This is a genomic window from Marinovum sp. (assembly GCF_034669705.1).
Classification (GTDB): Bacteria; Pseudomonadota; Alphaproteobacteria; order Rhodobacterales; family Rhodobacteraceae; genus Marinovum.
In genome coordinates this window covers 65,486-78,051 of record NZ_JAXMOR010000001.1, presented here as the reverse complement: position 1 = coordinate 78,051, position 12,566 = coordinate 65,486, and the positions used below count along the sequence as shown (strand labels likewise).

The window sequence follows — 12,566 nt, the reverse complement described above, 5'->3', positions numbered from 1 at the left end:
ACCATGAAGGCGGACAAAGTGATTGACCTGATAGAAGCGCGTCGGGCGGAACTCGGATTGTCGATGGCTGATGTCGCCGAAATGGCGTTGGGCTCTCGAAAGCGAACGCCTATTCAAGATATGAAGACCGGCAGCTCACCCAGCATCAAGACGATGGAAGCGCTCTGTAACGCGCTTGGTCTTGAGTTTTATGTTGGTCCACCAAGGCTTGCCGCAGAAGACCAGGTCGGCGCCGTACAGCCGTTTCTGAGGATCTCGATCGAAGGCAGCACAGAGGCGCTAGAGCGTGGGTATGCGGCTATTCCCTATCACAAATCCGAAGTCCAGAATATGGAGCTGCCGCCGGTCGCCCTCGGGCGCGCTTGGCTGGAGAGCAAAGGCCTCGACGCCAAATCGCTCACCGCGGTTATGGCCGTCGATGACCGCATGAACCCCGTCATCTCGAAAAATTCGATAGTACTACTGGAACGTGAAGTACCGAAGGATTTCGATACGCCCGTTCTATGCGCGCTCAGAGAGAGTAGCAGGCTACTTATCGGCTATTTGTCCAAATCTGGCAGCAGCTTCGTAATGACCTTCGAAGAAAGAGCTACTCCGCCGGTTGTGCTTCCATATAGTAACCATGTTCACATGCAGGTCATTGGTCCGGTGCGGGCAGTTCTGTCTGTCCGGTAGCATCACGCCCCAGTTCGCGGAACATACATGGAAGGCGCACGTCTCGGCTACAAGAAGATCCGCACTGCGTTCACGAACCGCGTTCAGTCGATAGACACCGAAAAAGTCATTTCGATCGAAGTCGTCCGCGCGTCGTAGGCTTAGATTTGACGTCACGGGTGAGGTCTCCGCCGAGCCCATCGCGTATGTTCTAAGTTCACCGATAGCGGCCTCCAGAACAGGTGGCTTAGTGGCAAACAGCAACGCAACCGAGATTGTCTTGCAGTGTGGAATGGACCGGAAATCCTAGTAGCCACACGCCCTTTCTTGATGTAGCGTTGTTGAAGTTGCGCGCATCAGAACGCTACGGTCATTCGGCTATACACCAGAAGTCATGCTCAATCTCTTAAGAAACCCCAAAGATCCCGGTGAGAATATTTTCAATGAACGGGGTATCCCTGTTCCAGCTTCTCGGGTCGAAAGGTTTCTTCAAGATGGCCCTATTAGAGCGATACTTATCTTAGAATCGGGCGAAAGCTTTGTTGGTGCACTTGACAATATTTCCTATTCTGGCGTTGCCGACTTCCAAGATGGCTCGGGAGAGAGTGCTTGGATGATAGATTTATTCTATCTAAGTGGTTCGTCATTGGACGCTGACTCGTTGGAGTTTTCTCAGTTTGAAAGCCATCAAGCTGAAGCGCTAATTGTATTTAACCGCTACCTTAATATAGAAGACGTCCCAGAAGATGTTCTTTTGATTTTCAATGAGAATGGGACGAAGATGGGAATCGCGGTTAATCTCGTCGAGATAATGAGGCGACGCCTGGAGGCAGCAGAATCCGTACTTTCTTTAATCGATATACAGGTGTTTCTGCGGAAATCTGTAACGTTAAAACAAATCTGAGATGAGCATCTACTCTGACATCAAAGTAATACTTAACGCTGTGGGCATAGCAGAACAGCTTTCCGACGAAGTAGGGGCCCTCACGGAACGAGTACGGCAATTAGAACTAGAGTTAGCTGAACTCAAGGGCCGCCATGAATCGATTGTGCTTTTGTCAGAAAAGGCGGCTCGCAGAGCGACGCTTGATGCCATAAAGGAAAACAGAGAAAACCGACGCGACGACAAGTCGATTAGCCCTGAATAGGGCCGCAACCTAATAGCTCCCACGAGTGACCGCTTTGTCCGCATAGCTGAAAAACACGGTTTGCGGACACCCCCTAAAAATCGCGTCCAAGTTCAACGCCGGCATCGCGCAGGAAAATCCGAATTAACCACATGTTTTATCGTCGAAATTTCCGTTCTCGGACGTCTGCAGCCTTCTAGGACGCCAGAGTCCAGAAAAATCGGTCTGAGAGACCTGTTGAAACCGCCTTGAACAGCACTTCAGGGGCGGTTTCTTTGTTTATTGAACAGCACTTAGACGCCACACACGGTCCGCCCTGATTAACGATCACATCCGGGCTTCCAGTCGCTCGGAACTGCGATTTCCAGTACTCCTGAAAGTATTACGCCTCGACCGTGCCTACAGCACACCCTCGCCGCAACGCCCTGATTTTAAAGGCTATCCGGCTTAGTCCGGCGTCATCTTGGGTCTTCCGGTTTCCCTGAAAGAATCTGTTTCAACTAACACTCGTCAGCCTCGACGATCCCGGAGAAACTCCCGGCAGAGCTTCCAACGATGATCGAGAACATGAGCATTCGCCAACGCCAGATGGTGTATTTGTTGAGCCCGAGCCGGCCTGCAAGCTTAAGCACCGATTGCGGAGCCGGTTCTGCCGGAGTAGGTCTTCCGGCAGCCGCCGCATCGGTAGCGCTGGACTTGGGTCCGTGTGCGCCCCACTTCTGTCGCGTGCCGTCGCCGCAGTGCGGGCAGGTGCCTGCCTGGTTCGTCCGGGCCTCTATCTCCGAGATCGCCTCCGTCCTGCGCCGAAGATCGCGGATCTTGGATTGGGCGTATTCTATCTGGGCCGGATTGAGCCCATCGAGCGCGTCGAGAAGACGGCGAGCATCGTGGTGAAGCAAGGGCGTCCTCCGCCAAAAAACGGAGGTATATAGGCGCTTCCTTCACCTGGCGAAGTCGACCAACACGGTTTGCGGACCCCCCCAAATCTTTGGATGGCCGTTTCATCCAAGGCCGATCCCTCTGTCAGAACCGCCGCCGCGGCAATGTCTGCTCCGTGCTTCGGATGCGGCACGGCGAAACAGACAGCCTGGGCAATCTCGGGATGGGACAGCAGCGCCGCGTCTACCTCGAGCGGGCTAATCTTCTCGCCGCCGCGATTGATGATCTCTTTCAAGCGCCCGGTGAGACGCAGATAACCCTCGGTGTCGAACGCCCCCTGATCGCCGGTGCGGACCACCGTTTGCCATCCGCTTCGAAGAAGTTCTCGGCATTGGCGTTGGGATTTCCCTCGTAGCCCGGCGTGACGTAAGGGCCGCTGATGACGATCTCGCCGGTTGCACCACCGTTGATCAGCAGGTTCTTGGCCGAGTCGGCGATCATCTCCGGCCCGTGAGGCAGAACGATGGCGACCCGGTCACCGCGCCCTATGCCTTGCTAATGCGCACGAGAGACATCGGCGCGCGCGCGCGCAGGCCGCCATAACTCAATCACGCCCGCTTCGGCGCACCGATGGCAGGAGCCTTGGCGTCATGCGCCGCGATCAGGGAGCGATTGAGTTGCCCATGGCAGCCTCCTGGGCATTGCGGACCGCCCGCCGGGGCGGCCCCTGTCTGGTCACCGCGGTCAGACGACCGGGACGTTCAGGCTGCCGAGGCCCTCGATGGTCAGCTCCATGACGTCGCCCTTCTGCACCGGCCCGACACCGGCGGGGGTGCCCGACAGAATCACATCGCCCGGTGCCAGCTCGAAATACTCGGAGAGGTACGAGATCATCTCCGGCACCTTCCAGATCATCTGGTTCAGGTCGCCTTCTTGCTTGGTCTCGCCGTTCACCGTCAGCTCGAGCCGCCCCTCGGAAGGATGGCCGACCTGGTCCACCGGCAGGATCGGTCCGATGGGAGCCGAGCGCTCGAAGGCCTTGCCGACCTCCCATGGGCGGCCCTTCTTCTTGGCTGCGCCCTGCAGGTCGCGTCGCGTCATGTCGAGCGACAGCGCGTAGCCGAACACATGGTCCAGCGCCTGATCCAGCGAAATGTTGACACCGCCCTGTTTGAGCACGACGGCCATCTCGGCCTCGTAATGCACGTCGTCGGATTTTGTCGGATAGGGAAATTCGCCCGACGGATCGAGATTGTCGGGGTTTTTCTGAAAGAAGAACGGCGGGTCGCGGTCCGGATCATCGCCCATCTCGATCGCGTGCGCCGCGTAGTTGCGCCCAATGCAGTAGACCCTGCGGACCGGGAACAGGGCATCGCTTCCAGCGACTGGTAGCCCCACGGGCTGCGGCGGTTCGATGATGTAGTCGGGCATGGTTCCTCCAGGTTTTTGATTCGCTCTCAAAAGTCATAGGCCCAGATCAATTTCGGATCAATCGGGAGTGGCGCGCATAATATCGATTTTTATTCCTTGCAATATAGCATTGATCGGCCATAATCGACGGAATACTCCCTAATTGGTAGATCAATTAGAGGATGAAAACGGAAATGGATCAACCAATGCACATCAGCCGACAGGCCAGCGTGGAAAGTCTGAGAGCCTTCATTGACGCCGGCGGTTACGCGCCCGGTGACAGGCTTCCGGCCGAACGCGACCTGATCAGCGCATTGGGAATGTCGCGAACCACGCTGCGCAAGGCCCTCGACTCGCTTGAGCGTGAGGGTCTGATCTGGCGGCATGTCGGCAAAGGCACGTTCCTGTCCGAGCCGAAGGCCGCCGAGCCCGGTTTGCCGGACATCGGTCACCACCTGACCCCGGTCAAGGTGATGCGCGCCCGCCTGAGCATCGAGCCGGCGATCGCCCGTGAGGCGGCGGTCAATGCCTCGGGCCAGGCCGTCGCGCAGATCATGCGGGCCGTCGAATTCTGCGAGCAGGCGGAGACCTGGGCCGAGTACGAGACGCATGACGACGCCTTTCATCATGCTGTCGCCGTGGCCTCGGACAATCTGTTGCTGGTGACGCTGTATGACCAGATGAACAAGGTTCAGCGCAATGTTGCGTGGCGCAGGGTGGTGCGTGACAGCATCCGCCCGCCGCGCAGTCACACCAGCTTCGAGGAGCACAGGAATATCGCCGCCGCCGTCGAGGCGCGCGATCCGATGGCGGCGCATGACGCGATGCGGCGGCACATCGGATCGGTGTCGGCGCGCCTGTTCGGGGAGATCTGAGAGCAGGCCGGGGGCCGGAAGACGGAAAAATCCGCGCCAGCCTGCCGGTTAGGACCAGAAGCAAAATCCAAGGGAGGAACTGATGAAACATCTATTTCGCAAGACCACGGCGTTCATCGCCGGGGCGGTGATGGCCGGCAGCCTGATGCTGCCCGCCATGGCCCAGGCCGAGACGATCAAGATCGCCTTGGCCGAGACGCCATCAGATGAGTTGGCGGCCTTCTTCGTGGCACTCGACCGCGCCAAGGCCGAGGGTCTGGACTATGAATGGACCGCCTTTTCCGACGAAGAGCTGGCCATCCAGGCAGTACTCAGCGGACAGATGGATATCGGCTTCGGCACGCCCTACGCAGCGATGCAGCGGTCGAAAGCGCCGATCCGGATCATCTTTCAGCTCTCCAAGCTGAAATTCTTCCCAGTGACCACCAAGAAATACGAAACACTCGAGGATCTCGACGGTGAGCCGATCCTGCTGCATTCGCGCGGCGGCGGCACGGATTCGATCGCCAATGTGATTGAGGAACGGATCGGCATGAAGTTTGGCGCCCGGTCCTACGTACCGGGCTCGTCCAACCGGGTTGCCGCGCTGCTGGGCGGTCAGGCGGATGCCACGATCATCGACCTGTCGAACACCAACAAGCTGATGCGCAGCCCCGAGGCCGACCGGTTCAACGTGCTCGAGATGTTCGAAGTGGAAGCCTCAGACGAAGCGCTGTTCGCCAATCTCGACTGGATCAAGAACAACGAGGAAGACGTGGAGATCTTCGTCAACGCGCTGCTCAGCGTCTATCGCGACATGCACGAGGACCCGACGATCATCCGCCGCGAGACCAACCCGGACGGCCCGATCGGCCAGTTGCCGAAAGAGATCCTCGACGAGCTTGACGGCTTCTACGGCGATGCGGTCAAGGCTGGGCTCTATTCCAAGGACGGTGGCGGCAAGGTAGCGGCCAACGCCGATCTCGAGTGGTACTCGGCAGCCGGCCAGTTGGAAGGCGCTCCGTCAGAGTTGAACATCGAGGACTTCTGGTACCTCGCACCGCTCGACAAGGCGATGCAGTAAAGCACGCGGGTGACCGGACTGGCACTTTGGTCCGGTCACCACTTCCTCTTCCATGACACGGGACCGCACCCCATGGCGAACCGCTCGCTTTACTTGAAATTCCTGTCTGCCTTCATCATCTTCGGGGCTTGGGAAATCGCTGGCAGGATACCCGTCAGCTACGCTTTTCCGACGTTTATTGAATCCATGGCCGCGCTTGTCGAGATGGCCTTCGACGGACGGCTGTGGAACGCCTACGCAGAAACCCTGAGGCCGCTGATCTTCGGCGTGGCGATCTCCACGGTTCTGGGCATCGGACTCGGGCTTTGGATCGGCCTCAGCAAGTTCTTCGACTGGCTGGTGTCGCCGATCTTCATCGTCATGCAGTCGGCGCCGCTGGCCGCACTGATCCCGCTTCTGGTCATGGCCTATGGCATCGGACTGACGTCCAAGGTGTTCGTGGTCTGCATCATGGCGATGCCGGTGATCGTTCTGAACACTGCAGGCGCGGTCCGCCATACTCCGGAATCGATGAAGGAGATGTGCAAATCCTTCCTCGGCTCGCGCACCGACATGCTGATCAAGATCATCATTCCCGCCGCGTCGCCGCTGATCTTCTCGGGGCTGCGCCTCGGCGTCTCGGCCGGGTTTATCGGCGCCATCCTGGCCGAGCTGAAGATCACTCCGACCGGCGTCGGCGACATCATCACCTTCAGCCGGTCGATTGCCGATTATCCCAGCATGTATGCCGCGATCTTTTCGATCATCGTGCTGGCCGTCCTGTTCCTGAACCTTCTGGAGCGCACCGAAAAATCTCTCTTCAAAGGACACGACCGTGGATATGTCACTGACTAAGGAAGCCACTGCCAAGGCAGAACCCGCCCTGAGCGAGATCGCCGTCTCGGTTCGCAACATCTCGAAGAACTACGGCGCGGTGGAGGCGCTGAAGAACCTGTCGCTGGAGTTTCCGCGCGGCCAACTCACCTCGCTGCTCGGCCCCTCCGGCTGCGGCAAGACCACCCTCCTGAAGATCATCGCCGGGCTGCTCGAACCGACCTCGGGTGAGGTCGAGGTCAATGGCAAGCCGGTCACCGGGCCGGGCCCCAACCGGGCCTTCGTCTTTCAGGACTTCGCCCTGCTGCCCTGGGCTTCGGTCATGCGCAATGTGGCCTTCGGGCTGGAACTGCGCGGCGTCAACAAGTCCAAGCGCGAGGACATCGCCGCGCGATACATCAAGGAAGTCGGGCTTGCCGGCTTCGAGAGCAGCTACCCGCATGAGCTTTCCGGCGGGATGCGCCAGAGGGTCGGCCTCGCGCGTGCCTTGTCCGTCGATGCCAAGGTCCTGCTGATGGATGAGCCGTTCTCGGCGGTCGACGAGCAGACACGGCGCAAGTTCCAGGAGGATCTGCTGGGCCTCGTTCAGAACGAGAACAAGACCTTCATCTTCGTCACCCATTCGATCGAAGAAGCGGTCTATGTTTCCGACCAGATCGCTATCCTGCTGCCCCGCCCCTCTCGCGTGTCCGAGATCATCCGGCCCTCGGGCTTTCGCCACAAGGACATCGACAAGATCCGCCGCGACCCGGAGTATCTGGATATCGTCGACAATATCTGGGCCTCGCTGCGCAGCTACGTGGAGTGAGGACATGAAGATTTATGGCTACAACCTGCCGGGCATGTCCTCGCTGATCATCTGGGGCCTGCTGTGGGAACTCATCGGGCAACTGGACGTGACATTCTTCGTCCCGCCGCTGTCCGAAGTTCTGGCCACGCTGTTCGAGATCATCGGCACGCCAGCCTTCCTCAAGGCGCTCGGAGAAACCGCCTATGCGTTCTCGCTGGGGGTGTTCTTTGCCGTCTTCATCGGCATTCCGGTCGGCATCCTGATGGGGCGCTCGCGCCTTCTGGACGAACTGCTACTGCCGTGGGTCAACGTTTTTCTCAGCGCGCCGCTGACGGCACTGGTGCCGGTTCTGATGGTGCTGTTCGGCTTTGGCATGAAGTCGATCATCATCACCACGACCCTGTTCGCGATCTGGATCATCATCCTGAACTCGCGGGCGGGTGTGAAGCAGATCAACCGCTCGCTGGTCGAAATGGCAAGGTCCTTCGGCGCGTCGCCGACGGACGCCTTTTTCAAGGTCTACTTCTGGGCCGCGCTGCCCGAGATCCTCGGCGGCGTCCGCATCGGCATCATCCGGGCGGTCAAAGGGGTGATCATCGGGCAGCTTTTGATCTCGATTGTCGGCTTCGGCGCGCTGTTCGAGCTTTATTCCTCGAACTTCCTGATGGCGCATTTCTGGGCGGTGCTGATTGTGCTCTTTGCTCTCGCGTTCACCATTTCGGAGTTCCTTGCCTACCTTGAACGGCGGGTCGCCTACTACGCCGCGAAACGCTGACATTCAGGGCTGCCGCACAGCGTTGCCCGGCCTGCGGAGGCAGGCTGGGCGTCCTTGCCACGATGCGAATGCTTCCGCGAGCCCGCCCACGACAGGCTTCGGGTTCTCGAGAGAAGTCAGATCAAGAGCCCCCTTGCGGCAGTGCAGTGAAGGACACTCCTTCAAGCTCGCATATATGTCGGCTTAGGTGATGGTGGCACGCCGGCATCGCCCCTGTAGCGGATTCACACGTTCCGCCCTTGGTGCGGCCGATGTTCGGGGTTCTGGCGGGTGCGCTTATCTTGTCAGGGCCGGTACGCACAACGGGCGTGAGGACCCCCTCACGTCCTATGTTCAGACGTGTCTGACGTCGGCCGCCCGGTTACGTCCAGCCATGGCATCACATCAATTCCCGATGAAGCGCGCGGCGGTGCAGGATTGGCGGCCCTACCGTGTCACATGCGCAGGGAAAATACGGCCGTCCCTCTCCACCTCGTCCTTGGTCGCGTATCCGATCAGCACGCCGGGCGGGGCGCCCCGGTCGGTCGCCTTCTCGATGGCGTCGCAGTCGCGTGTGAGACGCGTGTGATGTCGTCGGCTCCAGTCGAAATGCATCGCTTGCATGCGGGCAATCTGATCGGAGTACTGCGGGTCGGCGCCAAGCTCGTTCAACTCGTTCGGATCTGCCTCCAGATCGTAGAGCAGCGGGCGCATCTTCTCGACATGGACGTATTTCCAACGCCCGTCAAAGATCATGACCATTCGCGCGTCGGCCTGGTCGATATCGTTGGCACGGCGGGGCGGCCGGGTGGCATAATCGTATTCCGAGACGCAGAAACCCCGCCAATCCGGTGTCTCGCCGTGCAGGATCGGGCAGAGCGAGCGCCCTTCGAGGATGTGCGGCTTGGCAGCGCCTCCGAAGAACTCGACGAAGGTCGGTGCCAGGTCGATCGCCTCGACAAGCGCGTCGCTGGCCGTGCCACGCGTCGCGTCCGCGGCCGGCCGGGGGTCGTAGACCAGAAGCGGCACCCGGGCGGAGCAGTCGTAGAAGAGGTCTTTCTCGCCCATCCAGTGGTCGCCCATGTTGTCGCCGTGATCCGAGCAGAAGACGATCATCGTGTCGTCCATCCGGCCGCTTTCGCGCAGAAAGTCAAAAAGCCGGCCCAACTGGTCGTCCAGCTCCTTGATCAGTCCCATGTAGACGGGGGCGACCTTGTCGCGGATCTCGTCGCGGGAGAAATGCCTGCAGACCCGCATCTTCAACCAGTCCCGCAGCAGCGGATGGTCGGTGGATTTTTCCGACGGGCTGCGGTTGACCGGTGGCAGATCGTCGGCACCGTACATGTCGTTGTAGGGTGCCGGCGCCATGTACGGCCAATGCGGTTTGATATAGCTCAGGTGGCAGAGCCAGGGTTGGTCGCCCTGGGCCTTGATGTAGTCGATACCGCGGGTGGTCAGCCAGGCGGTTTCGGAGTGCTCTTTCGGCACCCGTGCGGGATAGGCCGCGTTTTCCAGCACCCAGCCCGAAACCAGCTCGCCGTCGGGCGTGATCCCGGTATTCGCCCATTCTTCCCAGAGGTTATCGCCCTCCATGCCGTGGCTTCGCAGGTAGGCTTCGTAGTCCTCGCCCCTGCGCCCGGGATGGGCCGTCGGATTTTCGCCGTCGTCGCGCAGGACCACCTCGAATCCGCATTCCCGCACCAAGGTGCCGATCCGGCTGTCGGGGTCGATGCCCAGGCGTTTCATGCCGGCGAGGTCCGCCGCCATGTGGGTCTTGCCGACCAGCGAATACTTGACGCCCACGTCGCGCAGGTGCTCGCCCAGTGTCGGCTCGCCTACCCGCAACGGCGTGCCATTCAGGGTGGATCCGTGACTGCGGACGTAACGACCGGTGTAATAGCTCATCCGGCTGGGTCCGCAGATCGGCGATTGCACATAGGCCTTGTTGAACCGCATGCCCTGCGCGGCCAGCCAGTCAAGGTTCGGCGTGTCGATATGCACAGCCCCGTAACAGCTCAGGTAGTCCCAGCGGAGTTGATCCACCATGATCCACAATACGTTCATTCTTTGTCAGCCCTTGGCGATTGGAATGCAGCGGCAGGACCGCAGCGGGTCCACCGACTATGGACATGCGGAGGTATGATGTAAAATTCGGTTTTTACCGGAGGCCAAATCATTTCTCTATGACTGGAAGCGGAGCGTCCACATAGGCTGGAACCCGAACGGGTGACCTTTTCGTGTCACCGCGGCACCGTGGCCTGTGCGACCGCCTTCGTCAGGTAGGCATTCAGCCGTTCTATGAAATCCACCACATCCGGACGGTCCCGGCTGGCGAGTTTGGTCCAAAGGCCGATATTGCGCGACGGAAGTTCCACGTTCAGGCCGACAGGCGCCACGCGGAACCGCTCCTGGAAGGCCCCGGCCAGCCGAAAGGGCAGCATGCTGCAGGAGTTCGTCTTCTCCAGCAGTCGGAACGTCATGGTGACGTCGCCCGATATCTCGATCGACGGCGTGACGGTTGTCAGGCCCAACCAATCCAGGGTTTCACGGGTCATGTCGAACAGCCCTGAAATCGCGCCAACCGAGATCCAGTGATATTCTGAGAGGTCCTGTGGCGAGACGTTGGTCTTCCACGCCAACGGGTCGTCTGCGCCGACGAAGATCGACAGACGCTCGCGGAGAATCTTCTCGCGAAACAGACCGTCATCCTGGCGGTCCAGCTCATAGGGGATAATGGCGACATCCAGTTCGTCATCCTTCAACCGCTTGACCAGTCGCGCGGCGACTTCGCAATGCAGTTTCAGGCTGTAGAATGGCGGGGCCTTGACGGTTTCGACAAAGAAATCACCCATGACGGTCGCGGCGAGCATGGGGCCCACGCCGACCCGCAGTTCGCCGACAAGACCATTGCGCCATTCCTGCACCGCGACCTGTGCCTGCTCCGTGCTGCGCAGGATCGCACGGCCTTCGGTGGCCAGTCGCTCACCGATTTCCGTAGCCGTGACCCCGTAGCGCCCCCGACGCAAGACCGCGCCTCCGGCCCGATCCTCGATGATCTTGACGGTGCGCGACAAGGTGGGCTGCGTGACGTTCAGCTTTCGCGCCGCCTTGGTGACCGAGCCAAGTTCAACGATGATTGCCAGTTGCATGAGGTGCTTTGGGTCCATCAGGTATAGACGTTCTCTATGGAAGGGGATTTTCTTTAGATTTTACATTATACCTGCCGCCGTTCAACATCCGTTTCAACGCAAGCGGTGTCGCGGATGTTGACCTGAACATTCCGAAACACATCGCCGAAGAAAACGACGGGACGGCAGGCCGTCCCGCCATGACATTTCAACCGTCAAGCGGAAGTCGGACACATGCTCAAACTATACCACTACTGGAGTTCAACCTGTTCACGTCGAGTGCGAATGACCCTTGCGGAAAAGCAGGTCGACTGGGTCAGCCACCACGTGGATATCCATCGCAAGAAAGAGCAGCTCGAGGATTGGTACAAGGAGATCAATCCGAACAGCTACGTTCCCGCGCTGGACCATGACGGGCGGGTCCTGATCGAATCCCTGATCATCATGCAATACCTCGACGAGGTCTTTGACACCGGGACAAGGCTGATCCCCGAGGATGCCTATGCGCGCGGGATGATGCGGGTCTGGATGGACCGTTTCGAATATGCCGTGCACAAGGCGATCAACGCGCTGTCGCACAGCCGGTCACACAGCGACAAGTTCGTCGGTCTCTCGCATGACGAGCTGAAGGCCCTGTGGATGAAGGTCGGCAACCCGGAAAAGCGCCGCATTCTCCTGCATCGGCTCGAGCATGGCGTTTCGGAAGCCGAAGAAGCCAGTGCGATCGAACGGATCGAAACCGTTCTCGACATGATGGAGGTGCAACTCGCGAAAACGCCATGGCTGTGCGGAGATCGGCTGACTCTGGCCGACATCGCGATGGCGCCTTACCCCGAGCGATTCCAGGCCAACAAGCTCGACATGCTGACAGATTTTTCGAAGCGTCCACACTACGGCGCTTGGGTCGCCAAGGTCCAGTCGCTTCCGTCCTATGCCGAGGCTTACGCTTTCCCGAACCCGGACGCGAACGCAGCCTGAAGGCCGCGCCGGCATCAGACCAAGCCTGAGCCGGACCGGGCACGGCGCGCCCGAGGGAGGGACCGGACGCGCCACCGATCAAGAATGAAGAGGCC

Annotated in this window: 15 protein-coding genes; 9 read left to right on the top strand and 6 right to left on the bottom strand. The window is 59.7% G+C overall.

Annotation, left to right across the window (positions count from 1 at the left end; all coding sequences use genetic code 11):
* Nucleotides 1-3 precede the first annotated feature (3 nt).
* From VOI27_RS00385 to VOI27_RS00375, 3 genes are all read left to right on the top strand, one after another.
* The gene (locus VOI27_RS00385; protein WP_323763294.1) at nt 4-675 is read left to right on the top strand and encodes a helix-turn-helix transcriptional regulator; all 672 of its coding nucleotides are present in this window, start codon (nt 4-6) and stop codon (nt 673-675) included.
* Between the two features lie 373 nt (nt 676-1,048).
* Complete coding sequence (locus VOI27_RS00380; protein WP_323763293.1) at nt 1,049-1,558, top strand: hypothetical protein; 510 nt, start codon at nt 1,049-1,051, stop codon at nt 1,556-1,558.
* Between the two features lies 1 nt (nt 1,559).
* Nucleotides 1,560-1,802, top strand: coding sequence for a hypothetical protein (locus VOI27_RS00375; protein WP_323763292.1), 243 nt, complete (start codon nt 1,560-1,562; stop codon nt 1,800-1,802).
* Nucleotides 1,803-2,281: 479 nt separating this feature from the next.
* Here the strand turns inward: VOI27_RS00375 and VOI27_RS00370 are convergent, their stop codons facing one another.
* The 4 genes from VOI27_RS00370 to VOI27_RS00355 all read right to left on the bottom strand — a co-directional run bounded on the left by VOI27_RS00370 (nt 2,282) and on the right by VOI27_RS00355 (nt 4,091).
* Complete coding sequence (locus tag VOI27_RS00370) at nt 2,282-2,680, bottom strand: hypothetical protein (RefSeq protein WP_323763499.1); 399 nt, start codon at nt 2,678-2,680, stop codon at nt 2,282-2,284.
* Nucleotides 2,617-2,853, bottom strand: a complete 237-nt coding sequence (locus VOI27_RS00365) for a hypothetical protein (protein WP_323763490.1) — start codon at nt 2,851-2,853, stop codon at nt 2,617-2,619. The genes VOI27_RS00370 and VOI27_RS00365 overlap by 64 nt, the downstream gene beginning before the upstream one ends.
* A gap of 98 nt (nt 2,854-2,951) precedes the next feature.
* Nucleotides 2,952-3,161, bottom strand: coding sequence for a hypothetical protein (locus VOI27_RS00360; RefSeq protein ID WP_323763291.1), 210 nt, complete (start codon nt 3,159-3,161; stop codon nt 2,952-2,954).
* Nucleotides 3,162-3,404: 243 nt separating this feature from the next.
* Complete coding sequence (locus VOI27_RS00355; RefSeq protein WP_323763290.1) at nt 3,405-4,091, bottom strand: fumarylacetoacetate hydrolase family protein; 687 nt, start codon at nt 4,089-4,091, stop codon at nt 3,405-3,407.
* A gap of 173 nt (nt 4,092-4,264) precedes the next feature.
* On the opposite strand from VOI27_RS00355, the gene VOI27_RS00350 reads away from it, so the two are divergent.
* The 5 genes from VOI27_RS00350 (at nt 4,265) to VOI27_RS00330 (ending at nt 8,386) form a co-directional block, all read left to right on the top strand.
* Nucleotides 4,265-4,945: a FadR/GntR family transcriptional regulator gene (locus VOI27_RS00350; protein ID WP_323763289.1), complete on the top strand. Its 681-nt coding sequence runs from the start codon at nt 4,265-4,267 to the stop codon at nt 4,943-4,945.
* 82 nt (nt 4,946-5,027) lie between these two features.
* A complete protein-coding gene (locus tag VOI27_RS00345; RefSeq protein ID WP_323763288.1) occupies nt 5,028-6,008 on the top strand; it encodes an ABC transporter substrate-binding protein in 981 nt (326 codons plus the stop codon).
* Nucleotides 6,009-6,080: 72 nt separating this feature from the next.
* Complete coding sequence (locus VOI27_RS00340) at nt 6,081-6,842, top strand: ABC transporter permease (protein WP_323763287.1); 762 nt, start codon at nt 6,081-6,083, stop codon at nt 6,840-6,842.
* Complete coding sequence (locus VOI27_RS00335) at nt 6,829-7,629, top strand: ABC transporter ATP-binding protein (RefSeq protein ID WP_323763286.1); 801 nt, start codon at nt 6,829-6,831, stop codon at nt 7,627-7,629. The genes VOI27_RS00340 and VOI27_RS00335 overlap by 14 nt, the downstream gene beginning before the upstream one ends.
* A 4-nt stretch (nt 7,630-7,633) precedes the next feature.
* On the top strand, nt 7,634-8,386 hold the full coding sequence (locus VOI27_RS00330; protein ID WP_323763285.1) for an ABC transporter permease: 753 nt from the start codon (nt 7,634-7,636) through the stop codon (nt 8,384-8,386).
* Between the two features lie 426 nt (nt 8,387-8,812).
* On the opposite strand, the gene VOI27_RS00325 is transcribed toward VOI27_RS00330, so the two are convergent.
* Nucleotides 8,813-10,429: an alkaline phosphatase family protein gene (locus VOI27_RS00325; protein ID WP_323763284.1), complete on the bottom strand. Its 1,617-nt coding sequence runs from the start codon at nt 10,427-10,429 to the stop codon at nt 8,813-8,815.
* Between the two features lie 176 nt (nt 10,430-10,605).
* On the bottom strand, nt 10,606-11,514 hold the full coding sequence (locus VOI27_RS00320; protein WP_323763283.1) for a LysR family transcriptional regulator: 909 nt from the start codon (nt 11,512-11,514) through the stop codon (nt 10,606-10,608).
* A 213-nt stretch (nt 11,515-11,727) separates the two neighbouring features.
* Here VOI27_RS00320 and VOI27_RS00315 point away from each other — a divergent pair, with 213 nt between their 5' ends.
* Entirely contained in the window at nt 11,728-12,471 is a 744-nt protein-coding gene (locus VOI27_RS00315) for a glutathione S-transferase family protein (protein WP_323763282.1), read from the top strand.
* Nucleotides 12,472-12,566 lie beyond the last annotated feature (95 nt).

What these genes read in the sequence shown, in the direction of transcription:
- VOI27_RS00385 (WP_323763294.1), top strand. Translation starts at nt 4, where the DNA reads ATGAAGGCGGACAAAGTGATTGACCTGATAGAAGCGCGTCGGGCGGAA.
- VOI27_RS00380 (WP_323763293.1), top strand. Translation starts at nt 1,049, where the DNA reads ATGCTCAATCTCTTAAGAAACCCCAAAGATCCCGGTGAGAATATTTTC.
- VOI27_RS00375 (WP_323763292.1), top strand. Translation starts at nt 1,560, where the DNA reads ATGAGCATCTACTCTGACATCAAAGTAATACTTAACGCTGTGGGCATA.
- VOI27_RS00360 (WP_323763291.1), bottom strand. Translation starts at nt 3,161, where the DNA reads ATGATCGCCGACTCGGCCAAGAACCTGCTGATCAACGGTGGTGCAACC.
- VOI27_RS00355 (WP_323763290.1), bottom strand. Translation starts at nt 4,091, where the DNA reads ATGCCCGACTACATCATCGAACCGCCGCAGCCCGTGGGGCTACCAGTC.
- VOI27_RS00350 (WP_323763289.1), top strand. Translation starts at nt 4,265, where the DNA reads ATGGATCAACCAATGCACATCAGCCGACAGGCCAGCGTGGAAAGTCTG.
- VOI27_RS00345 (WP_323763288.1), top strand. Translation starts at nt 5,028, where the DNA reads ATGAAACATCTATTTCGCAAGACCACGGCGTTCATCGCCGGGGCGGTG.
- VOI27_RS00340 (WP_323763287.1), top strand. Translation starts at nt 6,081, where the DNA reads ATGGCGAACCGCTCGCTTTACTTGAAATTCCTGTCTGCCTTCATCATC.
- VOI27_RS00335 (WP_323763286.1), top strand. Translation starts at nt 6,829, where the DNA reads ATGTCACTGACTAAGGAAGCCACTGCCAAGGCAGAACCCGCCCTGAGC.
- VOI27_RS00330 (WP_323763285.1), top strand. Translation starts at nt 7,634, where the DNA reads ATGAAGATTTATGGCTACAACCTGCCGGGCATGTCCTCGCTGATCATC.
- VOI27_RS00325 (WP_323763284.1), bottom strand. Translation starts at nt 10,429, where the DNA reads ATGAACGTATTGTGGATCATGGTGGATCAACTCCGCTGGGACTACCTG.
- VOI27_RS00320 (WP_323763283.1), bottom strand. Translation starts at nt 11,514, where the DNA reads ATGCAACTGGCAATCATCGTTGAACTTGGCTCGGTCACCAAGGCGGCG.
- VOI27_RS00315 (WP_323763282.1), top strand. Translation starts at nt 11,728, where the DNA reads ATGCTCAAACTATACCACTACTGGAGTTCAACCTGTTCACGTCGAGTG.